Origin of the sequence: Nocardia sp. CDC160 (assembly GCF_035818795.1) — a bacterium.
Taxonomy (GTDB): Bacteria; Actinomycetota; Actinomycetes; order Mycobacteriales; family Mycobacteriaceae; genus Nocardia.
In genome coordinates this window covers 202,073-228,098 of record NZ_JAYKYT010000007.1, presented here as the reverse complement: position 1 = coordinate 228,098, position 26,026 = coordinate 202,073, and the positions used below count along the sequence as shown (strand labels likewise).

Below are 26,026 nucleotides of genomic sequence, written 5' to 3'. Positions count from 1 at the left end.
CGTATCACACAGGGCTCCGGCCTATTCTGGATCTCATGGCAGGGGACGGGGCGCCGGAGCCCGATCCGGAACACGGATGGCAGGCATTGCGGGAGCAGGCCGGGCGGCACGCCGGATATTTCACCACCCGTCAGGTGCTGCGCACGGGGTGTGAGGTTCGGATTCGGGACGGATTGCGCGACGGCAGCGTGCTGCGGTCCGGTGTCGGGCTGCTGCGGCTGGCCGACTGGCCGGACGGTCCGCTGGACGAATACGCCATGTGGTCGGCCTGGTTCGACGGCGCGGCCGCGGTCTCCCATCACAGTGCGGCCGAACTGCACGGTCTCGGTCGCCTGCGGCCCAGGTTCGTGCATCTGTCGGCGCGGGTGGGGCGGTTTCCGCTCTCGCCGCGACTGGTGGTGCTGCGTCGCGGTTTCGCCCGCAAGGATGTGGAGTCGGCGGGTGCGTTCCTGGTGACGACGCCGCTGCGCACCGTGCTGGATCTGGCCGAGGCGGGCATCGGGCAGGCCGCGCTGGACGAGGTGGTGTCCGACGCGGTCGCCATCCACCGCTGCGCGCGGGCCGAAATCCGTTCCGCCAGTGCCGCTCTGGACCCGTCCACGGCCGCGCGGCTGCGTCGGGCGCTGGCCCGCACCCAGCAGGACCCGCGTTAGGGGTTTCAGCGCGCGGGCTTCGAGTTTTGCGGGGGCCGGATTCGTGGCAGGGTGACTGTCCATGGGCAAGGTCGGTGCTGGCGTGTGGGATCTGGTGTTTCCGCCCGGACCGCCCGACCTGATCGCGGACATGTTCTCCGCGGCCGTGGTCGCCGACGCGATTCGGCCCTACGACGCCGATCTCGCGCAATCGGTGGAGACCTGCCGCGACTGGCGGCGCGAATATCACCGGGTCTTCCGGGGCATGACGGCGCTGGCCATCAGCGCGCCGGAGATCTCGCTGGGCATGGCCGCGGCCGGACTGGACTCGGTGCGGCACATGCTGCGCTTCGCGGTCGGGCGCACCGTCGCCACCCTGGACACCATCGACGTGGACGCCGAAGCCGATGCGGCCGTGCTGGAGACGGCCGAGGTGGCGGGCGAGGCCGCGGCGGTGAAACGACTCGAGGTGCCGTGGCGGGGCCTGCTGCTCGCCGAGGACGCGCTGCGGCTGCGGCTGGCGCGGTGGCAGACCGAGGGAATTCTCGAGCCCGATTTCGTGGCGGCGATCGAGCGCGTCATCGATCACCCGGAATGGTTGGCGCTGCCCGGTTTCCGCGTCACCGTGACCGGCGCGGGCGCGGAACTCGGACCGCTGCGGCCGCTGCTGGCCTGGGGTGCGGAGGTGCTGGCCGTGGATCGACCCGGGCGGGCCCGCTGGGACCGACTGCGGGCCGCCGCGCGGGGTGGGGCCGGTGTCATGCGATTCCCCGTCACCGACACCGAACCCGGCGTCGATATCGCCAGAAGCTTTCCGGCCCTGGCCCGTTGGATCACCGCCCACAGTGACGCCCGGCCGGTGCTCGGTCTCTACGCGGAACTCCCCGGTGCGGCGGGCGTGCGCCTGGCCGCGGCCTCCGACGTCCTCGCCGAAACCCTGCTGCGCCACCATCCGGATGCCGCCCTGGCCCTGCTCGGTTCCCCGACCGACACCTACGCCGTCCCGGCCTCGGTGGTGGCCGCCGCCCGAGACCAGCTGGTGCGGCGCGGTTTTCGCGGTAGCGCCCAGGATCTGGTGCACAAGCTCGCGCCGCGCTCGCTGTACCGCCTCAACTACACCCGCCCCATCTTCGACACCGAGGGCGGGGCCTGGGGCCTGTTCGACAATCTGCCCGCCCTCGCGGGACCGGATTACGCCCTGGCGCAACGGCTTCCGCGCTGGCGCGCCGTCCTGGCGAAATCGGCCGGTCACCCCGTCTCCTTCACGGTCGCCCCACCCGCCTGGACCCGCAGCCTGGCCCGCGAACCCGGTTGGCGCACGGCCGCGTACCGCGCCGCCTCTCGTTTCGGCATCGAGGTCTTCGACCCCGCCACCGCCCGCACCCTGCTCGCCGCCAAGCTGGTCGCCGATCTGCATGCCCCGGACGAGCCCCGAATCCCCAACCCCGAGGCGCTTTTCGCGACCGGCGCGGCCCACGGTGGCCTATGGCGTCAGCCCTTCGCCCCGCGCTCGCTGCTCGCCCCCGCCGCGCTGTCCGGCGCGATCCGCGAACTGCGTCACAAGTTCCAGTAGTTTCTTCGACGCCTCAAGGTAGGGGCGCGACCGCGGACCACGGCACGGTCAGGACGTTGTCGCGGAGGCGGCGGCGATACACCCGCAGCGGAAAGCCCTGCTGGCGTAGGAGTTCCGCGGCGTGCCGCCAGCGCACGCGCGGACCGTAGGGGGCCAGCGGCGCGGCGACGGCCCAGGCGCGGTCGGCGGCCGTCAGCAGGGTGTGAATGGGTTCGCCCGGAATATTGCGGTGGATGAGGGCTTTGGGGAGGCGTTCGGCTATGTCGGAGGGTGTTTCGACGGTGAAGGGGTCCCAGGCCAGGGTGAGCGACAGCGGTGCCGTGCGGTCCAGGAGGATCCAGGCGCAGCGGCGACCCAGTTCGTCGCAGGTGCCGTCGAGGAGCAGACCGTCGGGGGCGAGGCCGGATTGGATGGTGGACCAGGCATCGGGGACGGCGGCCTCCGGGTACTGGCGCAGCACGTTGAAGGCGCGAACCAGGGTGGGGCGCAGGCCCGCCAGCTCGAAACCGCCGCGGGCGAAGACCACGCCGTCCCGGGCGGGGACGACGCGGTCCGGATCGATCTCCAGCCCGACCACGCGCAGATCCGGTCGAACGGTGCGCAGCCGCGCCGCCATTTCCAGCGTGGTGACCGGGCTGGCCCCGTAACCGAGATCTACAACGAGCGGGTCGGCGGCTTCCAGCAACCGATGAGCGACCAAGGGGTCGTGGCTGAGCCACCGGTCGCTGCGGCGCAGTCTGTTGATCCCGGTGGTGCCGCGGGTGATCGTCCCGATCGGTTTGTTCAGCCGACGGGGTAGTGCTGATCCAGCCAGTTCTTCGTCACCTCGGCCTCGATGCGGAACAGGTCGACCAGGTTCACCAGCATGAGCTGTTCGAGCCTGCGCCCGAAGAACGGCATGGCCACCTGCGCGTGTGAGGAGATCCGCAGGGTGCAGCCGATATCGGTGGGGAACAGGCGCATGGTGCCGCCCAGAGTGCCGGGGGCACTGGGGACTTCGGTGGTGTAAGCGCCGGTCACCTCGGGTCCGAAGGGGCCGTAGGTTTCCCGGCGGGTGATCACCATGTCCATGTGCACGACCATCTGCGCCATGTCGGGCAGCGTGTCGCGCGGGAGCACGTGCCGCAGTTCGACCGTGATGCCGTCCTCGTCGGAGTCCAGACTCACGATGTCGTTCGGGGAGTGCTTGCGCAGTTCCGCGATGCGGGCATCCCAGTGCTCGCGGTTCATCATCGCCGCGTACACCTCTTGCGTGGTGTGCAGCGGATACCGCGCGGAGTAGTCGAGTCGGCGGGCCACGATCGCTCAGGTTACTGCCGGGCGACCCCCGTCAGTGCGAACTCAGCCAATTGTCGGTGAACTCGGCCTCGCGTTCCAGCAGCGCGGTGAGGTGCTCCTGGATCGCGGCCTCGATCTTCTTGCCGAACAACGGGATCTTCACCTCGATGGACGCGTCCACCACGAAGGTGGAACCGGAGCCGTCGTCGGTGACGGTCAGCGTGCCGTTCACGTTCGCGGGCGCGCCGTCCACGTGCGCCTCGACGGTGCCGCCGCTGCCGTGCCAGGTCTCGGTGCGCGGAATGACCAGGCCCTCCGGCTTGATCGCGGTGATCTGGCTGGGGAGTTCTTCGGCCGGGATCGTCTGCACCATGTCGACGCGCACCTGGTCGCCGCAGATCGCGATGTTCTCGATGCGGGCGTTCGGACCGCCCACCGCCTCGATCCGGTCCTTCCAGTACTGCTCGTCGGCGAACGCCGCACGCACCGCGGCCATGGGATGGGTGGAGTGCGCGGTGAAGGCCAGAGGTGTCGCCATGGTCGGACACGCTACCGTCTGTGCCTGTGCGTACTTCTCGGGTGGTGTCCTTCGACGACCTGCGGGACCGACTGACGGCGACCGGCGCGCGGCTGCGTGCGCAGGTGCCGCTGGCCGAGCTGACGACCCTGCGGGTCGGCGGTCCGGCCACGGTCGCCGAGTGCGCGAGCACCGACGCGCTGGTGGCGACCGTGCGCGAACTGGACGCGGCCGGAATCCCGGTGCTGCTCATCGCGGGCGGCTCCAATCTGCTCATCGCCGATGCGGGTTTCGAGGGCGTGGTCGTGCGCATCGCCACCGAGGGCGTCGAGATCGGCGCGGACTCGGTGCTCGCCGAGGCGGGCGCGAACTGGGACACGGTGGTGGCCGCGACCGTGGCGGCCGGATTCGGCGGTCTCGAATGCCTGTCCGGCATTCCGGGTTCCGCGGGTGCCACGCCGGTGCAGAACGTCGGCGCGTACGGCGTCGAGGTGGCGAGTTTGCTGCGCCGGGTGCGATTGCTGGACCGCGCGAGCGGCGAGATCCGCTGGGTCGAGCCGGGGGAGCTCGGATTCGGTTATCGCACTTCGGTTCTCAAGCACAGCGACGCGGCGGTCGTGCTGGCCGTCGAATTCGCGCTGCGCGCGGACGGTTCCAGCGCCCCGCTGGGCTATCGCGAGCTGGCCACGGCCCTCGGTGCGGCGGAGGGCGAATCGCGCCCGGCGGCGCAGGTGCGCGCGGAGGTGCTGCGGCTGCGGGCGGGCAAGGGCATGGTGCTCGATCCGGACGATCACGACACCTGGAGTGCTGGCTCGTTTTTCACCAATCCGGTCATTCCGGACGATGAGGTGGCGGCGGTGCGGGCGGCGATCGCGTCACATGTGGGCGCGGACGTGGCCGTGCCCACGTTCCCCGGCGCGGGCGGGGTAAAGTTCTCCGCGGGCTGGCTCATCGAACGCGCCGGTTTCGCCAAGGGCTTTCCGGGCGACGGGTCCCCAGCACGTTTGTCGACCAAACACACGCTGGCGCTGACCAATCGGGGCGCGGCCACCGCGACCGATCTGGTCACCCTCGCCCGCACGGTTCGCGACGGGGTTGCTGAACGCTTCGGGATTCGTCTCGAACCCGAACCCGTGACCGTGGGTGTGAGCCTGTAGCGAGTGGCTTGGGCCACCATTTCAGCGTCCGGGATACACGGTTTGCGGGGGTAGGGTCGAGAAAGTGAGCAATCGAGGACTGTCCCGTCGTGCTGCCCTGCGGGCGGCACTCGTGGCATCGACGGCAGTGATCGCGGCGGCGTGTTCGTCATCCAAGAACGGTGGCGGCGGCTCTCCGAAGGCCGCCGAGCCGGTCGCGACCGTCAAGCTGGAACCGGGTAATGGCAGCGAGAACGTCAACCCGACGGCGGCGGTGAGCGCGACGGTCACCAATGGCCGCATCGATCAGCTGACCCTGACCAATGCCAATGGCAAGCAGGTAACCGGCACCTTCGACGCCACGCGCAGCAAATTCACGGTGAACGAAGCCCTCGGGTACGGCGTGACCTACACCTGGGCGGGCACCGCGATCGGCACCGACAACAAGCCGGTGGCCATCGACGGCAAGTTCACCACCGTCAGCCCCAAGGCCACTGCGCCCGCCACCATCAATATCGGTGACGGCCAGGAGGTCGGCATCGCCGCGCCGATCATGCTCCAGTTCAAGGGGCACATCGAGAACAAGGCGGCCGTCGAGAAGGCGCTCACCGTCACCGCGACCCCGGCCACCGAGGGTTCCTGGGCCTGGCTGCAGGACGACAATGGCGGGTCGCGCGTGCACTGGCGACCGCGCGAGTACTGGCAGCCCGGCACCACGGTGCACGTCGGCGCCAAGCTGTACGGCCTGGATATGGGTGGCGGCCTGTTCGGCGACTCCGACCTCACCTCCGACTTCAAGATCGGTCGCTCGCAGATCGTGCGCGGCTACGCGCCCAGCCACCGCGTCCAGGTGATTCGCGACGGCCAGACCGTCTTCGACTTCCCCTGCAGCTACGGCGAGGGCAATGAGGACCGCAATGTCACGCGGTCGGGCATCCACGTGGTGACCGAGAAGTACGAGGACTTCGTGATGTCCAACCCGCCGTTCTACACCAACGCGCGGGAACGCTGGGCCGTCCGCATCTCGAACAATGGCGAATTCATTCACGCCAACCCCATGTCCGCTGGCGCCCAGGGCAATTCGAACGTCACCAACGGCTGCATCAACCTCAGCACCGCCGACGCCCAGGCGTACTTCCCGACCGCTCTCTACGGTGATCCGGTCGAGGTCACCGGCACCCGCATCCAGCTCTCGGCGGCCGACGGCGACATCTACGACTGGACCATCGACTGGGATACCTGGAAGGGCCTCTCGGCCCTCCAGGGCGAGCCGAAGAACCAGATCTCGGCCACTCCGCTGCCGCCGCAGCCCGTCGGCGGCCGCTGAAACGTCCTGCCCGGCAGGTGAACTCGTGTTCACCTGCCGCGGCGAGCCTCGCGCCTCAGTCGATCCACAGCCGGGTGTCGTGGGATTCGACCAGGGCGCGAACGTGATTCACGGCCTGGGCGGCAGGCTGCGCGGGTAGCCGTCGTCCGTCCCGCAGCCGCACGGCCACCTCGTCGTTCGCGGTTTCGGCGGGTCCGAGAATGAACTGGTAAGGGACCAAGCGGTTTTCGCGGATGCGCGCGCCCAGGCTGCCCGACTCCGCGCCGAACACCTGCGCGCGCAGCCCGGCGGCGACACAGCGGTCGACCAGGTCGGCCGCCGCGGACTCCTCGGCCTCGGAGACCGGGAACACCGCGATCTGCAGCGGGGCCAGCCAGGCGGGGAACGCGCCGCCGTGCTGTTCGATCAGCTGCGCCACCGCGCGTTCGACGCTGCCGATAATGGCGCGGTGCACCATGACCGGGCGATGCTTGCTCGCGTCCGCGCCGATGTAGTGCAGATCGAACTGCTCGGGCTGGTGGAAGTCGATCTGCACGGTGGACAGGGTGGCCTCGCGGCCCGCGTGGTCGGTGACCTGGACGTCGATCTTGGGCCCGTAGAAGGCCGCCTCGCCCTCGGCCGACTCGTAGGGCAGCCCGGAGCGATCCAGCACCTCGGTCAGCAGTTTGGTGGATTGCTGCCACATCTCCGGTGCCGCAACATATTTCCCGCCCCCACCGGGCAGGGACAGCCGGTAGCGGCTCGCGGTGATGCCCATGGCGCGGTAGGCGGTGGTGATCAACTCCAGCGCCGCGGCCGCCTCGTCGGCCACCTGCTCCAGGGTGCAGAAGACGTGCGCGTCATTGAGCTGAATACAGCGCACCCGGGTCAAACCGCCCAGGACGCCGGACAATTCGGAGCGATACATGCCGCCCAGCTCGGCCAGTCGCAGCGGCAGTTCGCGATAGCTGTGTGAGCGGGAGCGGTAGATCAGGGCGTGATGCGGGCACAGGCTGGGCCGCAGCACCACCTGTTCGCCGCCGAGATCCATCGGCGGATACATGTCGTCGTTGTAATGCGCCCAGTGGCCCGAGATTTCGTACAGCTCGCGTTTACCGAGCACCGGGGAATACACGTGGCGGTATCCGGCCCGGCGTTCGACGGTGCGGATGTATTCCTCGAGGCTGTGGCGGATGATCGCGCCGTCCGGCAGCCAGTAGGGCAGGCCCGCGCCGATCAGCGGGTCGGTGTCGAACAATTCCAGTTCGCGGCCGAGTTTTCGATGGTCGTACATGTGGGTCTCCTCCGAACGAGGGCGAATGACCGCACAAAGCAAAAGCCCCGGGCATTCGCCCGGGGCTTTGGTCAGAACAGGGTTCAGCGCGCCGGGACGGTGTCCGGCGTCGTAGTCGACTGAGCGCGCTGCATGACGGGAACGGTACCTCGGCCCTCGGCCGAACGACAACTGCGAGTTCGGTCCGTCACGGTTAGGGTCGTCGAATGACCACCGCGACACCACGATTCGGGCGGCCCCTGAGCCCGTCGGAGCGCTGGTTTTGGATCATCGACCGGTTGTCCCCGGCGCATTGCGTGGGGCGGGTGCGAGTAGGTGGGCCGGTCGCCGCGGAACGTGTGGCGGCGGCGGCCGACGCCTTGCTCGCCGAGTATCCGTTGCTGCGGATGGGGGTGGTGGACCGCGCGGGACGGGATCCCTGGCTGCGGCCGGAAGCGGCGTCCTCGATTCCGGTGCGGCGGATGGTGACCGGCGACGGGGAGGCCTGGGTCGGTGCGATCGACGCGGAGTTGCGGACGCCGTTCGACCTTCGGAAAGGCCTTGTCAGAGTGGTCGATATCGCCGTGGGCGTCGGGACCGACGGCGAGTTTCACGACATCGTGCTGACCGTGTCGCACATCATCGTCGATGGCCGATCGTTGATGACCTTGTTGCGGAAATTGGTACTGCACGTAGGCGGGCACGGTGCCGCCCCGGTCGAACGGGATTCGACGGCCCCGGCCGACGTGGTGATTCCTGCTGCGGCACGCGGGTTTTGGCGATACGCGTACACGAATCTGTTCGATCAGGTGGCGGCCTTGCGGGCGCGTCCGGTGCGGTTGACCGGGACGCCGGTGGAGTTGTCGGATCGGCGGACCAGGGTTGTGCATCGGGTCGTCGATCGGGAAGCGTTGGCGGACTTGGTTTCCGATTGCCGCCGAGCCGGGGTCACGGTGCACGGGATGCTGGCGGCAGCGGTGGCCGGGGCCATCGGCCGGGCGGCGGACCCGGGGGTAGCCGGTTTCGCGGGAATTGGGTCGCCCGTGGATTTCCGGAGCCTGCTGGAACCCGCGCCCGAGCCCGATGACCTGGGAATTTATGCTCCGGTGCTGGTGGGTTTCGTGCCGTTCGGGCCGGAACTCTCGGTGTGGAAGGCCGCGCGCTCGGTGAAGCGGCAGTTGGATCGCGGCGTGCGGGAGCGGCGGCATTTGTCGACGGTGGCCGGGATGCGGTTCGGGACGCCGAAGGACGCACGCGCCGGACGACGCTTGGCGGGCATGGTGGATCGGCGTGCGCCCTGGAATGTCTCGGTCACGAATATCGGCCGCGTCGATTTTCCGGGCCGGGTGGGCGCACACCGCATTTCGGACCTCACCTTGGCGGCGTCGAATTCGTGCGTGAGCGTCATGACGGTCGCGGTGGCGACCGCGCACGACGAAATGCGTCTCGCGTTCTGCTACGTCGAGCAGGTGGTCACCGCGCGGCGGGCGGAGGCATTCGCCGACGCGGTGGTGTCCGCCCTGCTGGCGCGGCCGGAGCCGTCAGCCGATCCGGCGCTCCAGCAGGGTGCGTAGGGCGGCCCGATCGGGCTTTCTGGTGCGGCCGCTGACGGGGATTTCCGCGACCGTCACAATGTCGTCCGGCAACGCGGAAACATCGATGAGCGTGGGCAATTCGCGCCGCAGCCGGGATTCGACATCACCGGCGTCCGGGTCCGCCACCACGGCCAGCACAATGCGTTCGTCGCCGATCTCGTCCGGAATGCCGACCATGATGGCCTGCCGCACGCCCGCCACCGTGGCGATGGCCGGTTCGTACAGTCCCGGATAGATATTGGTCTTGCCGCGAATCATCATGTCCTTCTTGCGGCCCATCAGCACCAGGGTGTCGCCCTCGAAGCGGGCCAGGTCGCCGGTCGCGATCTCCTTCAAGGCGGGCTCGCCGAGGTAGCCGCGGCACAGATTGGGGCCGGAGAGAATGAGTTCGCCGTCGTCGGCAATGCGCGCGTCGACACCCTCGGCCGGTGGGCCGAGCAGATCGCCGGGAGCGTCGAAATCCAGCTTGTCGGTGCCGGAAACGATGGCGACGGGCAGTATCTCGGTCATTCCGTAGATGGCGAGGAATTCCGTGTCGGGCAGCGCCGCGCGAGCGCGCCGCAGCAGTGCCGGGGTCACCGGCGCGCCACCCAGGGAGATCTCCTCGAGGTTCGTCGGTGCGGGCACCCGCCCGGATTCGACGGCGTCGAGCGCCACCGCGAGATCGGCGGGCGTGAAGAACGCGTGCGTGGCGGTATCCAGCGTCCGCGCGAATCCGACCGGGTCGATATGGGTTTCGAAGCGCGGATACCGCGGCATGGACCAGCGCGCGCCCTCGAGCACCGCGGGTAGGCCCATCATCAGCTGCTCGGTGTGCAGATGGGAGCCGGGCATGAGCGTGGTGGACCCGGCCATGGCCGTCAGCCCGGCGCCCAGCGAACCCCGGGTGTGCACAACGGCTTTGGGCGCGGCGGTGGTGCCGGAGGTGAAGACGATCAGCGCCTCCGCCTCGGGATCCTCGACCGGCGTGTCGACGGTCGAGCCGCTGGCCGGACCCGACCAGCCCGGCTCGGAGCCGATCAGCTGCCGTAGCGGAATCGACCCGCGCGGCGTCCCGGGTAGGCGCGGCCCACAGTGAATGTGGCGTAGCGGCAGCTTCCCGAATTCGGGCAGTGACAGCCCGAGCCTGCGCCCGTAACGCCGCAACGGTCCGCTCAGCAGGTACAGCAGCGATTCCGTCGCCGCCCAGGTCGGCCGCACCAATTCCAGTCGGCGCGCGAACAATTCGGGACCGACCCCCGGATCCACGAACACGATGGTGCCGCCCGCCGTGACCGTCCCGAGAATGAGCACCACCGCGTCGACACACGGCCGAATGGAGAACAGCATGCGGTCGCCGGGCCGGAAGCCCCTGCTGTGCAGCCGCTTCACCACCAGCCGAATCCGGGCGTCCAGTTCGGCGAAGCTGAGCGGCGGCTCCCCGATCATGCCCAGGGCGGGCGCGTCGGGGGTGCGCAGCACCTGCTCACGCAGCAGCGCGGTGAAATCCTCACCCGCCGAACCACTGTCGAGACCACCGTCCATCACCGGATGTCCACCAGCTCCGGTTTGTAGCGGTGATCGGCGTACCAGGCCAGGGTCTTGCGCACACCCCAGGCTCGCACGCGCCGATTGGAGCCGTACACCCGCACGTCCCGGCGCAGCCCGTAGTCGGTGGTGAGCATGCGAACCGCGTTCACCAGCGCCCGATCCTCGTGCAGGTCCTCGATGGCGGTGCGCGGGAAGCCGCCCGCGGCCTCGTAGAGCTCGGCGGTAATGGCCATATTGCAGCCGGGCGTCATGACGTACGGCCCCAGATAGCGCGGATCTCGATTGCCGGGCCGGAATTTCCCGAAGTACGACGCGACCTCGAGCGCCACGCGAATCACGGTGCGGTCGCGCAGGTTCACGCCCTCGTCGGTGCGCGGCAGCAGCTGCCCGCTGATCAGCCGCAGCCCGGAATCGAAGGCGGCCCGTATCCGCGCGGTCCAGTCCGGCGCGGGTAGGCAGTCGGCGTCGGTGCGGGCCAGCCACACCGCGCCCGCCGCGATGGCGTGTCGCATGCCGGTGTCGGCGGCCGCGCCGGTGCCCTTGCGCGTCTCGGTGATGAGTTCGATCCGCATTCCCGGATGCGTTTCGGCGAAGTCGCGCACCACCTTCGCGGTGCCGTCGGTCGAATCGTTGTCCACCACCAGCAGCGTGAAATCACGGTCGCGCTGGGCGGCCAGGGCGGCGAGCGTGGCGGTGATGCCGTGCTCCTCGTTGTAGGCGGGCACGATCACCCAGAGTCCGTGCATCGTTCCTCCGGTGGATTTCGCGCCCGGGCTTACCGTTTCGGCAAGCGATAGGCGATGGCGGCGGCCGAGGGTCCGGCCCCGGCGGCCACGAACAAGGCTACGTCGGCCCGCTCGAGCTTGCCGCTGTCGCGGGCTGCCAGGAAGGCGACCGGCAGTGCCGAGGTGTGCGCGTCGCTCTCGGTGTCGTCGGCGCTGACGGCCTCGGGGTCGATGCCGAGCCGTTGGGCCAGCAGGTGCGGGAAGTCGGCGGTGGGCCGTCCGCAGATGAGCACGACGCGGTCGGCGGGCACGTCGGCCACCTCGAGCGCCTCGCTGGCCGCCGAAATCGCGTGGTGCAGGAGCTCTTCGAGGCCGGTGGTGCGGTTCACGGTGATCGAAGACCGACCGGTCGTTCCCATCTCCGATAAGCGCAGATAGCCTTCGGCCGCGGGTCGTCCGTCGGTGGCGCTGATGTGCAAGGCCCCGAAACCGGCTGTGCCGGGCACCTTTTCCAGCAGCATGGCCGCACCGACCGGTTTGATCGGGAAGCCCGCCTGCGGCTCCGGCGATTTCGACGGGTGCGCGTCACCGGACACCAGCAGCACCCGGTGCACGGTCGGGGCCTCCAGCAGCGCCTGGCTGACCTGCACCGCATTGAGAATCCCGCAGGCCCCGTTCATCAGATCGAACGACAGGCACGGCACATCACCGCTGTGATACTCCAGCCCGATGCCCGCCTGCTGCTGAATCAGCGCGGACATGGCCGGTTCCACCATGTTCGAGTCGCGATAGACGCCGGTATTGATGAGCGCGTCGATGCGCTCCGGCGTGGTACCGGCCTCCGCGATGGCGCGGCGCGCGGCGGCCGCCGCCTGTTCGATGGAACTGCCGCCGCCGATTTCGGTGGTTACGGAAGAAATTACGATTCCCATGCTGCATCACACCCGAAGATCGCCGAGCGTCACCGACAGAAACCCGGCCACGACACCGGAGGCCGCGGGCACCATCAGTACTTTCGCTCCGGACGCTATCCGTTGTTGTTTGAGCGCGTCGTGCAAAACAACGAAATGCGAGGTGGAAGCGGTGTTGCCGAAGCGGTCCAGGACCATGAGCGCGGGCGGCACCGCGGCATCGAATTCCCGCTCGGCGATCTTGGCCACGAATTCCACTGCGGGGGCACTGAATTGATGATGGATCACATGGTCGTAGCGCTCGGCGGCGAAACTGCTGCCGCGCTCGGCGAGGAAATCTCGCTGCCGGGTCGTCCACAGCAGATAGCGAGACTCGTTGTGCATGGCCCGATTATCGGTGTACAGCGCGATGCCGGGGCTGCGATCACTGGGCATGCCGAGGCAGAGCTGCGCGAACGCGGCGCTGGTATTGAGTTCGATGTAGTCGACGCAATCCTCGTCCGTGCCTTCGCCATCGAGAATGACGGCCGCCGCGCCGTCACCGACGGTCAGTGAGGCGAACTGCGGATCGTATTTCTGCGACATCTCACGCACCGCGGTATCGGAGATGGGCGTGATGTACTCTCCTGAAACCACCAGGCCGCGTTTCACCAGGCCCGCACGAATCATGCGATCCAGCACCAGAACTCCGCTCATCATGCCCGCGCAGGCATTGGAGACGTCGAAGTGGATGGCACCGGCCGCGCCGAGTTCATTGCGCAGCATCAGCGCGAACGAGGGCTCGACGCAGAATTCGCCGTCGCGAATGCGGGTGATGGAGCAGGAAATGACGACATCCAGTTCGGCGGCGTCATAGGACGAATTGTCCAGTGCCGCACGCGCCGCCGCCAGGGCGAGACTGAACGAATCCTCACCCTCGGCGCACACGCGGCGGTGCCGCACGCCGCTGATGCGCTCCAGGTCGAGAGGTGCTTCGACGGCCAGTCGGGCCAGTAGTTCCGCGGTCGATACCTCGGTGTCGGGCAGATGGGACCCGATCGCCTCGATGCGTGATCTCGCCATGTGTTCACTTCCAGCGTCCTCGGTTTCGAGGGACGCTAGCAGTGCCCGCATTTCGGTTTTGAAAAATCTATGATTCAGATCTGTGAGCTGAATTACAGTGCGGCACAACGCATCAGGCGTGCGACCGGTCAGCTACGCGGCGATACGCAGCTCAGCTGCGCCGGGCGAAGCGACCCGACTCGGCCTGATCGCGCGGCTTGACCACGATGGTGTCCAGATTGACGTGCGGCGGCCGCGACGCCACGAAGCCCACGATCTCCGCGATGTCCTGCGCCACCAGCGGATCGATGCCCCGGTACACACTCGCCGCGCGCTCGGCATCGCCGCCGAAACGCACCAGCGAGAACTCGGTCTCCACCGCGCCCGGCGCGATCTCGGTCAAACGCACGGGCTGGCCGAGCAATTCGCCGCGCAGCGTCCGATGCAGCACCGCCTGCGCGTGCTTGGCGGAGGTGTAGCCGGAACCATTGTCGTAGATGGAGAACGCCGCCACCGAGGTGACGGTGACGATGAGGCCGTCGCCGGAGGCGATCAGCTTGGGCAGCAAGGCCTTCGTGAGCCGCAGCGTGCCCAGCACATTGGTCTCCCACATCCAGCGCCAGTCGTCCAGATCGGCCTCGAGCACCGGGGCCAGCCCCTTCGCGCCGCCCGCGTTGTTGACCAGCACGTCGCAGTGCTCGACGGCCGCGGTGAAGGCGCGCACCGACTCCTCGTCGGTCACGTCCAGCGGCAGCGCCGTGCCGCCGATCTCCTCGGCCAGCTTCGCCAGCCGATCGACCCGCCGCGCGCCGACATAGACGTGATACCCCTGCTTGGCGAGTTCGCGGGCGGTTGCCTCGCCGATACCCGAACTGGCTCCGGTCACCACAGCGCTACGAGTGCTCATGATCCTGAGCTTAGGCAGGGCGTGTCGGCGGCGCGTCGCGGGTGGTTAGCCTCACTCGTATGGCTATTCGGGATGTGGCAAGCGCGGACGGCACGACCATCGTCTACCGGGTGACCGGTCCGGAAGCGGCTCGGCCGCTGGTCCTCCTGCACGGGTGGGCCGGGAACCTGCGCAACTGGGGCCGCGCGGCCGATCTGCTCGCCGAGCACTTCCGCGTCATCGCCGTGGACCTGCGCGGCCACGGCTACTCCGATGCCCCCGAAACCGGATACGACGATCCCAAGAACTGGGCGGCCGATATCGCCGCCGTCCTCGCCGCCGAGCACATCACCTCCGGCGCGATCCTGCTCGGCTGGTCCTACGGCGGCATCGTGCTGTCGGACTACCTGACCGCCTACGGCACCACCGCCGTCGCGGGCGTCGTCTACACCGGTTCACAGGCGAATATCGGTCGCGGCGTCGAGGGCGCGGCCACCGGCCCGAACATGGGCAAGGCCATTCCCGACGTCTTCGACGAGAACGCGGGCAAGGCCACCCGCGGTTTCGCCGCCTTCGGCAATGCCAATGTCGGCCCCGGCCGCGACAAGGGTGTGGACGCCCAGCGCCTGTTCGGCGGCAGCATCGCCACCCTGCCCAGGGTCCGCAAGGCGCTGTTCTATCGCACGGTCGACAACACCGAGACCCTGCGCGGCCTGGACGTGCCGGTTCTCGTCCTGCACGGCACCGACGACCCGGTGGTTCCGATCGAGAACGGCCGCTATATCGCCGAGCACGTCCCGAACGCGCGGACCTCGTACTGGGCGGGCTCGCTGCACGGCCTTTTCATCGAGGATCCCGAGCGGTTCGTGTCGGAGATCACTACTTTTTCCCGCGACCTGGGCTGATAGCGGATTTGTATTCACGCTGACGAAAATCCTTGTGAAGCAGGTCACTTGGGAAGGTAACCACCGCATGGGGTGTTGAATCACCCGTGCACACTGAAGTGGTGAGTCAACGATCGGACGTACGGCCCCATCGGATTGCCGTGCTGTCGGTCCATACCTCACCACTTGCCCAGCCCGGCACGGGCGATGCGGGCGGCATGAACGTCTACGTGCTGCAGACCGCCATCGAACTGGCCCGGCGCGGCACCCAGGTCGAGATCTTCACCCGGGCCACCTCCTCCAATGACGAACCCGTCGTCGAGGCCGCCCCGGGCGTGCTGGTGCGCCACGTGGTGGCCGGGCCGTTCGAGGGCCTGGACAAGCACGATCTGCCCACGCAGCTGTGCCCCTTCGCCGCCGAGGTGCTGCGCACCGAGGCCCGGCATCCGGTCGGGCACTACGACCTCATTCACTCGCACTACTGGCTGTCCGGCCAGGTGGGCTGGCTGGCCCGGGATCGCTGGCGGGTGCCCATGGTCCACACCGCGCACACCCTGGCCGCGGTGAAGAACGCCTATCTGGCCGAGGGTGACTGTCCCGAGCCCGCGGTGCGCGAGATCGGTGAGAAGCAGATCGTGGCCGAGGCCGACCGATTGGTCGCCAATACCGGTGAGGAAGCCCGCCAGCTCATCGAGCTCTACGGCGCGGACCCCGAACGCATCGACGTGGTGTTGCCGGGCGCGGACCTGAGCCGCTACCGCCCGGGCGACAAACTCGCCGCCCGCGCCGAATTCGGGCTGCCCGCCGACGAGCGGATCGTGGCCTTCGTCGGCCGCATCCAGCCCCTCAAGGCCCCCGACGTCCTGGTCCGCGCCGCCGCGCAGCTGCTCGCCGACGAGGCCGCCCAACCCGATCCGACCCGACGCCCGCTGCGCGTGGTAATCGTCGGCGGACCCTCCGGCAGCGGCCTGGAGCGACCCAACGCCCTCATCGAATTGGCTGCGGCCCTGGGGATTTCGGACCGCGTCACGTTCCTGCCGCCGCAGCCGCCGGACCGCTTGGTGCAGGTTTATCGCGCCGCCGACGTGGTCGCGGTGCCCAGCTACAACGAATCCTTCGGCCTGGTCGCCATCGAGGCGCAGGCCAGCGGCACCCCGGTGCTGGCCGCCGATGTGGGCGGACTCGGCACGGCCGTGCGCGACGGCGTCTCGGGCCTGCTGGTCCCGGGCCACCGCACCCCGGACTGGGCCGCCGCCCTGCGTTCCCTGCTCGACGACCCGGCCCGACTCCGCGTCATGGGCGCGGCCGCCGTCGACCACGCCGCCAACTTCTCCTGGGCGCACACCGCCGATGGACTGCTCACCAGCTACTCGGCGGCCCTGTCCCAGGCGCGGGGCAGCCGGATTCGCAGCGGTAGCCTGCATACCGACAGCAATCACGCGAGATCGCTGGCGCTCTGGCGGCGTCGGACGGGAGCACTACGCAGATGAGTCAGGTGGACCGCGACGACTGGACCCCGCGCCCGCACGCGAGCACCGGCGGCCTGAACGACGAAACCGCCCGCGCCACCGCCGAACTCATCGCCGAGACACTGCGCGAGCGCGAGATCGAGCACAGCCGCGAGGCACCCGACCTGTTCGTGGTGGTGCTGCCCGGCGAGCGCAAACTCAAGACCGTCATCGGCGTCAGCGTCGGCAAGCACGGCGTGCGCATGGAGTCCTTCGTCTGCCGCAAGCCCGACGAGAACTTCGAGGGCGTCTACAAGTTCCTGCTGCGCCGCAATCGCCGCCTCTACGGCGTGGCCTACACCATCGACCGGGTCGGCGACATCTACCTGGTCGGCCGCATGTCCAACGACCGCGTCAGCGCCGACGAACTCGACCGCTGGTTCGGCCAAATCCTCGAGGCCGTCGACGCCGACTTCAATACCCTGCTCGAACTCGGCTTCGCCGAATCCATTCGCAAGGAATGGAAATGGCGAGTCTCGCGCGGCGAATCCTTGAAAAACCTCCGAGCCTTCGAACACCTCGTGGAAGCCGCCGACAAAGAGTAATCGGCTGGCACAATCGGTCCGGATTCCATCGACCGAAGGAGACCGGGAACCATGACGGCGTTGGCTTTGGATATCGGGGCTACGAAATTCGCGGCCGCCATGGTCGATTCGGCCGGGACGGTGGGGGAGTCTCGGCGTGTGGCGGTGCCGGAATCCGGGGTGTGGGACGCCTGTCGGACGCTGCTCACCGAGGTGGCGGGGGATAGCCGGGTCACCGCGGTGGGGATCGGGTCGGCCGGGCCGGTGGATGTGACCGCCGGACTGTGCGGGCCGCTCAATATTCCGGAATGGGTGGACGGTTTCCCGATCGTGGACTCGGTGCGAAAACTGTTTCCCGAGGCCGAGATTCGCTTCGCCATCGACGGCGTGTGCCTGGTGCTGGCCGAACAGCGGCTGGGTGCGGCGCGCGGGGTGGACAACGTCCTCGCCCTGACCGTGTCCTCCGGTATCGGCGGCGGCATCATCTCCGACGGCCGGGTTGTCATGGGCCGCACCGGGAATGGCGGACACATCGGCCATATCGTCGTGCCCGGACAGGAAGAGCCCTGTGCCTGCGGCGGTTTCGGCTGCGTCGAGGCCGTGGCGAGCGGTAAATCCTCGGTGCGCTGGGCGCGGCGGCAGGGGTGGACGGGGACGACCGGGGTCGAGCTCGCGGCCGCCGCGCACGCGGGCGAGCCGATCGCCGTGGCCGCGCTCGAGCGGGCGGGCACCGCGATCGGGACGGCCGTCGCCTCGGCGGCTGCCCTGCTCGACACCGATCTGGTGGCCATCGGCGGCGGCTTCGCGCAATCCGGTGAGCCGCTGTGGGGTCCGCTGCGCGCGGCCGCCGCGGCGCACGCCCGCCTGACATTCCTGCGCCAACTGCGCGTGGTGCCGTCCGAATTGACCGATCAGGCCACCCTGCAAGGGGCCGCGATTCTCGCCCTCGCCGAGCTTTAAACCCCAGCGTGAGGGGTGAAATCCCGCGTGGCAGGATGACCTCATGACGTACACCCTCGTGCTGCTGCGCCACGGCGAGAGCGAATGGAATGCCCTCAACCTGTTCACCGGCTGGGTGGACGTTCGCCTCACCGACAAGGGTGTCGCGGAAGGCAAGCGTGCCGGTGAATTGCTGGCCGAGCACGGGATTCTCCCCGATATCGTCTACACCTCGCTGCTGCGCCGCGCCATCAGCACCGCCAACAATGCCCTCGACGCCTGCGACCGCCACTGGATTCCGGTGGTCCGCGACTGGCGTCTGAACGAGCGCCACTACGGCGCGCTGCAGGGCAAGAACAAGGCGGAGATCAAGGAGCAGTACGGCGACGACCAGTTCATGCTGTGGCGTCGCAGCTACGACACCCCGCCCCCGCCGATCGAACTGGACAGCGAGTACTCGCAGGACGGCGACCCGCGCTACGCGGGCATCGAGGTGCCGCGCACCGAATGCCTCAAGGACGTCGTCGCCCGCATGGTTCCCTACTGGGAGGACACCATCGCGACCGATGTCCGCGCCGGAAAGACCGTTCTCGTTGCCGCGCACGGCAATTCGCTGCGCGCACTGGTGAAGCACCTGGAGAACATCTCGGACGAGGACATTGCCGGGCTGAATATCCCCACCGGCATTCCGCTCAAGTACGAGCTCGACGAGAACCTGCGCCCGATCGGCGCGGGCGTCTACCTCGACCCCGAGGCCGCCGCGGCCGGTGCCGCCGCCGTCGCCAACCAGGGCGGTAAGTAGTTAGTAACGAAAAACGCGCTGCGACCGAATCTTTCGGGCGCGGCGCGTTTTTCATTTCCAGAATGTCTTATACGCTCGTGTGATCCGCATCTCACTACGTCGCCGTAGGGTATTTCTCAACTCTCGCAAATGAATTTGCCGAAGCGTTGCCCCTTTAAATCGGTATGTGTAACCGGAGTTTGCAACTTACTTCGGAGTAGATATGCTCTGGTCGTTCGACCATTTGCGAGAGGTAGATCACGTTCGATGAGGCACGCGCTACGGGCCACGGTGCTAGCCACCGCGGCCGCTCTGCTCCTTCCTTTGACCGGCATCACAGCCGATGCCGACACCCCGACCGGACCCGACGGCGGCGCCGCCGGAGCCGCCTGGACCGCCACCGAGGATGGGCCGCAGCAGTATCCGAACGTGGCCATCGACTGGGACGTCCCGATCACCATGAGTGACGGCACGGTCCTCAAGGCCAACGTCTACCACCCGGCCGACGCCGCGGGCCGTCGCATCGACACCCCGACGCCGACCATCGTGAACATGACGCCCTACACCAAGCTGGTGTCGAACGTCGCCGACAGCGCCTTCTCGATTCCCGGCTTGGGCGACGCGCTGCTCAATGTCTTCCGCAACATCCACCTCGACGGCACCCCGATCACCGGCTTCGGTGAACTGCTGAACGCGGCGGGCAACGGCGAACTCCGCAACTTCTCCGTCGACCGCCAGCTCATCAAGTCCGGCTACACGCAGGTCGTCGTGGACGTGCGCGGCACCGGCTTCTCGCAGGGCGAGTGGGACATGCTGCGCGGCCGTGAGCAGCAGGACACCGTCGAGGTCATCGACTGGGCATCCAAGCAGGGCTTCAGCAACGGCCGCGTCGGCATGAACGGCCTGTCCTACTCGGCCATCAACCAGGTGCAGGCCGCCGAGAAGCAGCCGCCCGCGCTGAAGGCCATCTTCCCCATCGTGCCCGGCAGCGACCTCATCGACGACGTGCTCGCGCCCGGCGGCGGCTTCGGCTTCAACTTCATTCCGCTGTGGCTGAGCGCCATCAACGGCCTCAAGTGGGTGCCGGACCTGGCCTCGATCGCCAACGGCAGCTTCGATTTCAAGTGGCTGCAGGATCGCGCCAACGATCCCTTCGGCTACCTCGACGTGCTCATGTCGGCGTACACCAGCACGACCATGGAAAGCCTCGACCCGCGGGTCAAGGACATGCTCAACGGCCTGACCCAGGAGCGTCGGGACTGGCTCGGCGACCCGAGCAAGATCCAGGTCCCGACCTTCGTCACCGGTGGCTGGCACGACCTGTTCACCTACTCGGAATCCAAGATCTACAACCAGATTCCGCTGCCGCCCGGCCAGAAGCAGCTGCTCATGGGCAACACCTACCACGTCACCTCGGGCTCGGACGTCAACCGCGTCGGCGCACCGCCGCGCCTGGACGTGCTGCAGCGCGCCTGGTTCGACAAGTGGCTCAAGGGCATCGACAACGGCATCGACGCCTACGGCCCGGTGACCCTCAAGACGCAGGGCGGCGGCTGGAACACCCAGGGCGGATTCGGCCCCACCGCACCGGCTTCCGAGGCCGCGGACTACCGCCGCATGTACCTCTCGGCGCAGCCCTCCGGCACCGCGAACAGCGTCCACGACGGCTCGCTCACCGCGGCCGCGAACGGCGATACCGACCGGCTCACCATCGCGCCCGGCCTGTCCACCGTCTGCTCCAATGACGCCGCCCAGGCCACCGCGGGCATCCTGAACCTGATCGACGCCTGCGCCAAGGACTCCCGCATCGCCGAGACCAACGCGCTCACCTTCACCAGCGCGCCGGTGGCCGAGGCGACCACCGTCTCGGGCCCGATCGCGGTGCACCTCAATACCGTTCAGGACGCCATCGACGGCTACTGGACCGTCACCGTCAACGATGTCGCGCCCGACGGCCAGTCCACGGTGCTGACCTCCGGCTCGCTCATGGCCTCGCTGCGCCAGGTCGACGAGGCCAACAGCACCCGCTCGGCCAATGGCGACTACACCGACCCGCGCGCCTACACCTCCCTGGACAAGCGCGAGGAGACGGTTCCCGGCGAGGCCACCACCCTGGACATCGCCCTCGGCGGCACCCAGGCCGTGCTGCAGCCGGGCCACCGCCTGCGCGTCGACGTCTTCGCGGGCAACTTCCCCAAGGGCCTGCCCATCCTGCCGATGCTCATCGACACCGGCCTGAAACCCGAGCACCTGCAACTCGACCCCAACCGCCCGAGCTTCGTGAATATCCCGGTCCGCGGCAACACCGGTTGGTGAATCCGCCTCGCCGGGAATGAATTCCCCGGGAGTGCACAACGGCGTGCACCCCGGGGTTTTCGCTATTCGGCCCCCTCCCCGTCATTCCGACGTGTGTGGCCGCAACCCACCAGCGGCGGGGAGATCCCGGCCAACAACATGCCGGGATGACGCGGGCGGGCTTTGTGCGATGTCGAACAGTCCTACACGGCAGTACTATTCGGCGTCAGGGATGGCGAAGGCCGATTCGAGGGGCGGGAACATGGCTCGGGCGTCGTTGCCCGCGAACCAGTTTCCGACCACGAAAGCGGACGTGGCCTCCAGGTAGCGGGCGTGGCGGAGCTTGCCCGCGCGCAGGGGGCGCAGCTTCAGATCCTCGGCGAGGCTCGCCACGAGATCCAATGCCTCGGGCGCGTCCCCGCAGAGCGGAACGGCCAGCTGGCGGCCCTCGAATTCGCGCTGCTCCGATTCCCATACCTCGGCCGCCAGCAGGTTGAACGCCTTGACCACGTGCGCGCCGGGAGCGGTCGCGGCGATCCGTTCGGCGACGGCGGGTTCGGTGAGGGTGAATCCGCCGCTGTCCGGCGCGAAGCCGTCGGGGGCATAGGCATTGGTGCAGTCGATGACCGTTCGACCCGCCCAGGCCTCGCCGTGTTCCCGCACGACATCGTCGAGCGCCGAGACCGGCAGGGCGAGCAGTGTCACCTCGCCGAACCGCGCCGCCTCCGCGATGGTGGTCGCGCGGGCGCCGTGCCCGATCACCTCGGCCGCCGCGGCCGCCCCGTCGGGAGTCCTTGCCCCCACGGCGATTTCGTGGCCCGCCGCCGCCCAGCCGCCGCCGAGTGCCCGCGCCATCGCACCGGCTCCAATGATTCCGATTCGCATTTCAACTCCTAGGTTCGACTTGCGAACCCGACGCTAGGAATTCCGATGCGCACCTGCGGGTGCGCAATGGCGCTGGCAGGCTGTATTCATGACGGTCGAGAGCATCGAGCCGGTGCGGTTCCCCGAATACGGCGCCTACGAATCCGACTGCCCGGCGCGGTTGGGCGTGGACATCTTCGGCAACTCGTGGCTGACTGTGATCGTTTACACACTCCGGGACGGGCCCATGCGTCCGGTCGAGTTGCGCCGGGCCATCGGCGGAATCAGTCAGAAGATGCTCACCCAGACCCTCCGGCGCATGGAGACCATGGGGTTGCTGGAACGTCGCCGATACGCGGAAGCGCCTCCGCGCGTGGAGTATTCGCTGACTCCGGCGGGCGTCGATCTGCTGCGTCCGATCTTCGCGCTGGGTGAGTGGGCGGACCGTCACGGGGACGCCGTGCGCGCCGCGCTCTACGACGATCCGGAGGACTGAACGCGCGCCTCGAAAGTGGTTGCCGCAAAGCCGCTCACCAGCGCTGACACGCAGACCGAACATTGCGTAAACGCCGGGCTAACGAGCGTGGAAGTGCCCATGACCTGCGCGAAACTTCCTGCACCCGGGGTTTGACCCCGCGTGGGCGACCGTACGATTCAAAGTGTGAGCGTTCCACAGGCCGTGCTTTTGGCAGTCCTGGCGGCCGTAGTAGGACTGGCCGTCGGCGGACTGCTCATTCCGTATGTGAACGCTCGTCAGGAGCGCTTGCGCGCCGCCACCGACACCGGGCTGACCATGTCGCAGGTCCTGGACCTGATCGTGCTCGCCTCCGAGTCCGGCATCGCCGTGGTGGACCAGTACCGGGACGTGGTGCTGGTGAACCCGCGCGCCGAGGAACTGGGCGTGGTCCACGACCGGCTGCTCGACGAACGCGCCTGGGCCGCGGTCGAACAGGTCCTGGCGGGCGGCCAGGACGTGGAGTTCGAGCTCACCGCCAAGATCCCCATGCCCGGCCGCGCCCGCCTCGCTGTCCGAGGGGTTGCTCGCCCGCTCTCGCAGGAGAATCCGAACTTCGTGGTCCTGTTCGCGGACGACGATTCGGAGCAGGCCCGCATGGAGGCCACCCGCCGCGACTTCGTCGCCAATGTGAGCCATGAGCTCAAGACCCCCGTCGGTGCCATGAGCCTGTTGGCCGAGGCGTTGCTGGAGTCCGCCGACGATCCGGACTCGGTGCGGCACTTCGGCGAACGCCTGCACGGCGAGGCCCGCCGCATGGGCAAGATGGTGACCGAGCTGATCGCGCTCTCGCGCCTGCAGGGCGCCGAACGCCTGCCCGAGCTCGAGGCCGTGGACGTCGACACCGTCGTCACCCAGGCCATCGAGCGCTCCCGCACCGCCGCCGAGGCCGCGGGCATCACCGTCTCCACCGACGCCACCAGCGGCCTCGAGGTGCTCGGCGATCAGACCCTGCTGGTGACCGCGCTGTCCAACCTGGTCGAGAACGCCATCGCGTACTCCCCGCGCGGCTCCCACGTCTCGGTGAGCCGGGCGCTGCGCGGCGGCTATGTCAATATCGCGGTCACCGATCGCGGTATCGGCATTTCCAAGGAGGACCAGGAGCGCGTTTTCGAGCGTTTCTTCCGGGCCGACAAGGCGCGCTCGCGCGCCACCGGCGGTACCGGCCTGGGGCTGGCTATCGTCAAGCATGTGGCCGCCAACCACAACGGTGAGATCACGCTGTGGAGCAAACTGGGCACCGGATCGACGTTCACGCTGCGTATCCCGGCCCACCCTGCCGATTCCAACGGGCAGGGCGAGAAGAAGCTTGCCATCGGGGTTCCGGTGGCCAAGAAGGAAAACGGCCCGCGCCCCGTCGGGCGGGCCAGAACCAACGGTGTGGAGGCAACCCGATGACGAGTGTGCTGATCGTCGAGGACGAGGAGTCGCTGGCCGATCCGCTCGCGTTCCTGCTGCGCAAGGAGGGGTTCGAGGTCACGGTGGTGGGCGACGGCCCGTCCGCCCTGTCCGAGTTCGATCGTTCCGGCGCGGACATCGTCTTGCTCGATCTCATGCTCCCCGGCATGAGCGGCACCGACGTGTGCAAGCAGCTGCGTGCTCGCGGCAGCGTCCCGGTCATCATGGTGACCGCGCGCGACAGCGAGATCGACAAGGTGGTCGGCCTGGAACTGGGCGCCGACGACTACGTCACCAAGCCCTACTCCTCGCGTGAGCTGATCGCTCGCATTCGCGCGGTGCTGCGCCGCGGCGCGGGCGAGGAGCCCGACAACGGCAGCGAGACCAGCGTGCTCGAGGCCGGACCCGTGCGCATGGATGTGGACCGCCACACCGTGCAGGTCAACGGCAAGGCGGTGACCCTGCCGCTCAAGGAGTTCGACCTGCTCGAGTACCTGCTGCGCAACTCGGGTCGCGTCCTGACCCGCGGACAGCTCATCGACCGCGTCTGGGGCGCCGACTACGTCGGCGACACCAAGACCCTCGACGTGCACGTCAAGCGCCTGCGCTCCAAGATCGAGGCGGACCCGGCCAAGCCGGAACACCTGGTCACGGTGCGCGGCCTGGGCTACAAGCTGGAAGCGTAGGCCCCTCGAACGAAAAGAACCCGCCCGCTTCGCGATTCGCGAGGCGGGCGGGTTTCGTGCTTTCTCCCGACCAAGATTCGAGCAGCCCCCCGGCCGTTGTCGGCGACTAGGCGTTGGGGTCGTTCTGCATGGTGTCGACCCACGCCGGGCCGAGACCCGGAAGATCCTGCTGCTGCAGGATGATCCAGCCCAGACCCGGGTTGTCCTGCTGCATGCAGGCGTACAGCGGCACGTCCACGCCATTGCCCTTGCACGCGATGGTGTGGCTGGTGCCGTACGGGCTGACGATGATCTGCTTACCGGCATCCTTCGCGCCCAGCACGGCGGGGTCGTTGTACACGACGAAGTTGGCGGTCTGATCGGAGTACGCGTTGGGATCGGCGTTATCGGCGAAGGCTTGCGGCGCAAGGGAGACAACGGCACCGGCGGCCAGGGCCGCGACGGCGAGGGTTTTCTTGATCATGGCCAGGATGTCTAACACGTTTCGGTGAATTCGCAATAGCGAGGCGATGTCACGCATACTTCCGGCTATTCACCGGCCGAGGTCACGGCGCCGATAGCGAATCGAAATATACTTCGGCGCAGGTTGATTCGATTGCCCGGCGGGGACACCGAATGTTCACCCGCCGGACACCCGCGCCCGGTGCGACTAGCTGCTGCCGAAGAGCCCGCGCAGCAGCGCGCCGACCAGCGTGCCCGCGCTACCGGTGGCGCTGCCCGTGCCGCCGCTGCCGCTGCCGCCGTTGCCCGGCTGGCTGGTGCTCGGCTGGCTGGTGGCCGGGGTGCTGGTCGGCGGCACGGTCGTGGTGGTGGTCGGCGGTGCGGTGGTGGTGGTCGGCGTGCCCGAACCGTCGCTCACGTTCAGGATCAGGGTCTGGGTGCTGCTGCCCTGCGAGGCCGTGATGATGTGCTGGCCCGGGGTGGTGGGCTGCCAGGTCACGCTGGAGTGCCCGACCGGCCAGGGCACGATGCCGACGCCCTTGGTCAGGCTCTGCCCGTTGTCGTTCCAGTTGACCAGCAGGCCGATCGACGCGCCGGAGAGATCGGCGTAGAGGGTGTACGAGCCGCCGACCACCGGCGAGTTGTCCGACACGGTGATGGTGTCCACGGTGGCGTTCGCGGCGGGCGACATGGTCACCGCCATCGCGGCCGCGCCGGTGACGGTGAGGGCGGCCAGTCCGGCCCCGATCACGCGGCCCGAAGGGTTGCTGCGCATGGGTACTCCTGTGC

The 26,026-nt window shown here is 68.4% G+C and carries 26 protein-coding genes; 14 read left to right on the top strand and 12 right to left on the bottom strand.

Annotation, left to right across the window (positions count from 1 at the left end):
* The first annotated feature begins 35 nt into the window (after nt 1–35).
* Both VMT40_RS33935 and VMT40_RS33930 read left to right on the top strand, forming a co-directional pair.
* On the top strand, nt 36–653 hold the full coding sequence (locus VMT40_RS33935; protein ID WP_326363495.1) for a hypothetical protein: 618 nt from the start codon (nt 36–38) through the stop codon (nt 651–653).
* 61 nt (nt 654–714) lie between these two features.
* Nucleotides 715–2,205 carry a hypothetical protein gene (locus VMT40_RS33930; protein ID WP_326363493.1) on the top strand — a complete coding sequence of 497 codons (1,491 nt, stop codon included), beginning with the start codon at nt 715–717 and terminating at the stop codon, nt 2,203–2,205.
* A gap of 13 nt (nt 2,206–2,218) precedes the next feature.
* Here VMT40_RS33930 and VMT40_RS33925 read toward each other — a convergent pair whose 3' ends face one another.
* From VMT40_RS33925 to VMT40_RS33915, 3 genes are read right to left on the bottom strand one after another with little or no spacing between them, the layout of a single operon-like run.
* Nucleotides 2,219–2,992, bottom strand: coding sequence for a class I SAM-dependent methyltransferase (locus tag VMT40_RS33925; RefSeq protein ID WP_326363635.1), 774 nt, complete (start codon nt 2,990–2,992; stop codon nt 2,219–2,221).
* On the bottom strand, nt 2,989–3,504 hold the full coding sequence (locus VMT40_RS33920) for a DUF2505 domain-containing protein (protein ID WP_326363491.1): 516 nt from the start codon (nt 3,502–3,504) through the stop codon (nt 2,989–2,991). The genes VMT40_RS33925 and VMT40_RS33920 overlap by 4 nt, the downstream gene beginning before the upstream one ends.
* Nucleotides 3,505–3,535: 31 nt before the next feature.
* Nucleotides 3,536–4,021 carry a DUF2505 domain-containing protein gene (locus VMT40_RS33915; protein ID WP_326363489.1) on the bottom strand — a complete coding sequence of 162 codons (486 nt, stop codon included), beginning with the start codon at nt 4,019–4,021 and terminating at the stop codon, nt 3,536–3,538.
* A gap of 41 nt (nt 4,022–4,062) precedes the next feature.
* On the opposite strand from VMT40_RS33915, the gene VMT40_RS33910 reads away from it, so the two are divergent.
* Complete coding sequence (locus VMT40_RS33910; RefSeq protein ID WP_326363633.1) at nt 4,063–5,157, top strand: UDP-N-acetylmuramate dehydrogenase; 1,095 nt, start codon at nt 4,063–4,065, stop codon at nt 5,155–5,157.
* A 64-nt stretch (nt 5,158–5,221) separates the two neighbouring features.
* Complete coding sequence (locus VMT40_RS33905; protein ID WP_442790101.1) at nt 5,222–6,463, top strand: L,D-transpeptidase; 1,242 nt, start codon at nt 5,222–5,224, stop codon at nt 6,461–6,463.
* A gap of 55 nt (nt 6,464–6,518) precedes the next feature.
* On the opposite strand, the gene thrS is transcribed toward VMT40_RS33905, so the two are convergent.
* The gene (gene thrS / locus VMT40_RS33900; protein WP_326363487.1) at nt 6,519–7,958 is read right to left on the bottom strand and encodes a threonine--tRNA ligase; all 1,440 of its coding nucleotides are present in this window, start codon (nt 7,956–7,958) and stop codon (nt 6,519–6,521) included.
* On the opposite strand from thrS, the gene VMT40_RS33895 reads away from it, so the two are divergent.
* Entirely contained in the window at nt 7,943–9,289 is a 1,347-nt protein-coding gene (locus VMT40_RS33895) for a phthiocerol/phthiodiolone dimycocerosyl transferase family protein (protein WP_326363485.1), read from the top strand. The genes thrS and VMT40_RS33895 overlap by 16 nt on opposite strands.
* Here the strand turns inward: VMT40_RS33895 and VMT40_RS33890 are convergent.
* The 5 genes from VMT40_RS33890 to VMT40_RS33870 form a co-directional block, all read right to left on the bottom strand.
* Nucleotides 9,257–10,834, bottom strand: a complete 1,578-nt coding sequence (locus VMT40_RS33890) for a class I adenylate-forming enzyme family protein (protein ID WP_326363484.1) — start codon at nt 10,832–10,834, stop codon at nt 9,257–9,259. The genes VMT40_RS33895 and VMT40_RS33890 overlap by 33 nt on opposite strands.
* Nucleotides 10,834–11,586, bottom strand: a complete 753-nt coding sequence (locus VMT40_RS33885) for a glycosyltransferase family 2 protein (protein WP_326363483.1) — start codon at nt 11,584–11,586, stop codon at nt 10,834–10,836. The genes VMT40_RS33890 and VMT40_RS33885 overlap by 1 nt, the downstream gene beginning before the upstream one ends.
* A 29-nt stretch (nt 11,587–11,615) precedes the next feature.
* Entirely contained in the window at nt 11,616–12,497 is an 882-nt protein-coding gene (locus VMT40_RS33880; protein WP_326363482.1) for a 3-oxoacyl-[acyl-carrier-protein] synthase III C-terminal domain-containing protein, read from the bottom strand.
* A 6-nt stretch (nt 12,498–12,503) separates the two neighbouring features.
* Nucleotides 12,504–13,538, bottom strand: coding sequence for a 3-oxoacyl-ACP synthase III family protein (locus VMT40_RS33875; RefSeq protein WP_326363481.1), 1,035 nt, complete (start codon nt 13,536–13,538; stop codon nt 12,504–12,506).
* Nucleotides 13,539–13,689: 151 nt separating this feature from the next.
* Nucleotides 13,690–14,424, bottom strand: coding sequence for an SDR family NAD(P)-dependent oxidoreductase (locus VMT40_RS33870; RefSeq protein WP_326363480.1), 735 nt, complete (start codon nt 14,422–14,424; stop codon nt 13,690–13,692).
* 59 nt (nt 14,425–14,483) lie between these two features.
* Between VMT40_RS33870 and VMT40_RS33865 the strand changes: the two genes are divergently transcribed.
* The 6 genes from VMT40_RS33865 to VMT40_RS33840 all read left to right on the top strand — a co-directional run bounded on the left by VMT40_RS33865 (nt 14,484) and on the right by VMT40_RS33840 (nt 21,355).
* The gene (locus VMT40_RS33865) at nt 14,484–15,308 is read left to right on the top strand and encodes an alpha/beta fold hydrolase (protein ID WP_326363479.1); all 825 of its coding nucleotides are present in this window, start codon (nt 14,484–14,486) and stop codon (nt 15,306–15,308) included.
* 98 nt (nt 15,309–15,406) lie between these two features.
* Nucleotides 15,407–16,777 carry a D-inositol-3-phosphate glycosyltransferase gene (gene mshA / locus VMT40_RS33860; protein ID WP_326363631.1) on the top strand — a complete coding sequence of 457 codons (1,371 nt, stop codon included), beginning with the start codon at nt 15,407–15,409 and terminating at the stop codon, nt 16,775–16,777.
* A complete protein-coding gene (locus tag VMT40_RS33855; RefSeq protein ID WP_326363477.1) occupies nt 16,774–17,340 on the top strand; it encodes a YbjN domain-containing protein in 567 nt (188 codons plus the stop codon). The genes mshA and VMT40_RS33855 overlap by 4 nt, the downstream gene beginning before the upstream one ends.
* A gap of 51 nt (nt 17,341–17,391) precedes the next feature.
* A complete protein-coding gene (locus VMT40_RS33850) occupies nt 17,392–18,279 on the top strand; it encodes an ROK family protein (RefSeq protein ID WP_326363476.1) in 888 nt (295 codons plus the stop codon).
* A gap of 43 nt (nt 18,280–18,322) precedes the next feature.
* A complete protein-coding gene (locus VMT40_RS33845; RefSeq protein ID WP_326305894.1) occupies nt 18,323–19,060 on the top strand; it encodes a phosphoglyceromutase in 738 nt (245 codons plus the stop codon).
* A gap of 246 nt (nt 19,061–19,306) precedes the next feature.
* A complete protein-coding gene (locus VMT40_RS33840; protein ID WP_326363475.1) occupies nt 19,307–21,355 on the top strand; it encodes a CocE/NonD family hydrolase in 2,049 nt (682 codons plus the stop codon).
* A 195-nt stretch (nt 21,356–21,550) separates the two neighbouring features.
* On the opposite strand, the gene VMT40_RS33835 is transcribed toward VMT40_RS33840, so the two are convergent.
* Complete coding sequence (locus VMT40_RS33835; protein ID WP_326363473.1) at nt 21,551–22,219, bottom strand: NADPH-dependent F420 reductase; 669 nt, start codon at nt 22,217–22,219, stop codon at nt 21,551–21,553.
* Nucleotides 22,220–22,307: 88 nt separating this feature from the next.
* Here VMT40_RS33835 and VMT40_RS33830 point away from each other — a divergent pair, with 88 nt between their 5' ends.
* From VMT40_RS33830 to VMT40_RS33820, 3 genes are all read left to right on the top strand, one after another.
* Nucleotides 22,308–22,694 carry a winged helix-turn-helix transcriptional regulator gene (locus VMT40_RS33830; protein WP_326363471.1) on the top strand — a complete coding sequence of 129 codons (387 nt, stop codon included), beginning with the start codon at nt 22,308–22,310 and terminating at the stop codon, nt 22,692–22,694.
* Between the two features lie 165 nt (nt 22,695–22,859).
* Nucleotides 22,860–24,110 (top strand): sensor histidine kinase, encoded by a 1,251-nt coding sequence (locus VMT40_RS33825; protein WP_326305902.1) that lies wholly within the window; start codon nt 22,860–22,862, stop codon nt 24,108–24,110.
* Entirely contained in the window at nt 24,107–24,796 is a 690-nt protein-coding gene (locus VMT40_RS33820) for a response regulator transcription factor (RefSeq protein WP_326305904.1), read from the top strand. The genes VMT40_RS33825 and VMT40_RS33820 overlap by 4 nt, the downstream gene beginning before the upstream one ends.
* Nucleotides 24,797–24,902: 106 nt before the next feature.
* On the opposite strand, the gene VMT40_RS33815 is transcribed toward VMT40_RS33820, so the two are convergent.
* Entirely contained in the window at nt 24,903–25,259 is a 357-nt protein-coding gene (locus VMT40_RS33815) for a hypothetical protein (protein ID WP_326363469.1), read from the bottom strand.
* A 186-nt stretch (nt 25,260–25,445) separates the two neighbouring features.
* Nucleotides 25,446–26,012 (bottom strand): hypothetical protein, encoded by a 567-nt coding sequence (locus VMT40_RS33810; RefSeq protein WP_326363467.1) that lies wholly within the window; start codon nt 26,010–26,012, stop codon nt 25,446–25,448.
* Nucleotides 26,013–26,026 lie beyond the last annotated feature (14 nt).

Excerpts from the sequence above, each read along its gene's own strand:
- VMT40_RS33915 (WP_326363489.1), bottom strand. The coding sequence starts at position 4,021 with ATGGCGACACCTCTGGCCTTCACCGCGCACTCCACCCATCCCATGGCC.
- VMT40_RS33820 (WP_326305904.1), top strand. The coding sequence starts at position 24,107 with ATGACGAGTGTGCTGATCGTCGAGGACGAGGAGTCGCTGGCCGATCCG.
- VMT40_RS33810 (WP_326363467.1), bottom strand. The coding sequence starts at position 26,012 with ATGCGCAGCAACCCTTCGGGCCGCGTGATCGGGGCCGGACTGGCCGCC.
- VMT40_RS33930 (WP_326363493.1), top strand. The coding sequence starts at position 715 with ATGGGCAAGGTCGGTGCTGGCGTGTGGGATCTGGTGTTTCCGCCCGGA.
- VMT40_RS33815 (WP_326363469.1), bottom strand. The coding sequence starts at position 25,259 with ATGATCAAGAAAACCCTCGCCGTCGCGGCCCTGGCCGCCGGTGCCGTT.
- VMT40_RS33840 (WP_326363475.1), top strand. The coding sequence starts at position 19,307 with ATGAGGCACGCGCTACGGGCCACGGTGCTAGCCACCGCGGCCGCTCTG.
- VMT40_RS33895 (WP_326363485.1), top strand. The coding sequence starts at position 7,943 with ATGACCACCGCGACACCACGATTCGGGCGGCCCCTGAGCCCGTCGGAG.
- VMT40_RS33865 (WP_326363479.1), top strand. The coding sequence starts at position 14,484 with ATGGCTATTCGGGATGTGGCAAGCGCGGACGGCACGACCATCGTCTAC.
- VMT40_RS33835 (WP_326363473.1), bottom strand. The coding sequence starts at position 22,219 with ATGCGAATCGGAATCATTGGAGCCGGTGCGATGGCGCGGGCACTCGGC.
- VMT40_RS33830 (WP_326363471.1), top strand. The coding sequence starts at position 22,308 with ATGACGGTCGAGAGCATCGAGCCGGTGCGGTTCCCCGAATACGGCGCC.
- VMT40_RS33875 (WP_326363481.1), bottom strand. The coding sequence starts at position 13,538 with ATGGCGAGATCACGCATCGAGGCGATCGGGTCCCATCTGCCCGACACC.
- VMT40_RS33850 (WP_326363476.1), top strand. The coding sequence starts at position 17,392 with ATGACGGCGTTGGCTTTGGATATCGGGGCTACGAAATTCGCGGCCGCC.
- VMT40_RS33845 (WP_326305894.1), top strand. The coding sequence starts at position 18,323 with ATGACGTACACCCTCGTGCTGCTGCGCCACGGCGAGAGCGAATGGAAT.
- VMT40_RS33885 (WP_326363483.1), bottom strand. The coding sequence starts at position 11,586 with ATGCACGGACTCTGGGTGATCGTGCCCGCCTACAACGAGGAGCACGGC.
- VMT40_RS33855 (WP_326363477.1), top strand. The coding sequence starts at position 16,774 with ATGAGTCAGGTGGACCGCGACGACTGGACCCCGCGCCCGCACGCGAGC.
- VMT40_RS33935 (WP_326363495.1), top strand. The coding sequence starts at position 36 with ATGGCAGGGGACGGGGCGCCGGAGCCCGATCCGGAACACGGATGGCAG.
- VMT40_RS33890 (WP_326363484.1), bottom strand. The coding sequence starts at position 10,834 with ATGGACGGTGGTCTCGACAGTGGTTCGGCGGGTGAGGATTTCACCGCG.
- VMT40_RS33880 (WP_326363482.1), bottom strand. The coding sequence starts at position 12,497 with ATGGGAATCGTAATTTCTTCCGTAACCACCGAAATCGGCGGCGGCAGT.
- VMT40_RS33870 (WP_326363480.1), bottom strand. The coding sequence starts at position 14,424 with ATGAGCACTCGTAGCGCTGTGGTGACCGGAGCCAGTTCGGGTATCGGC.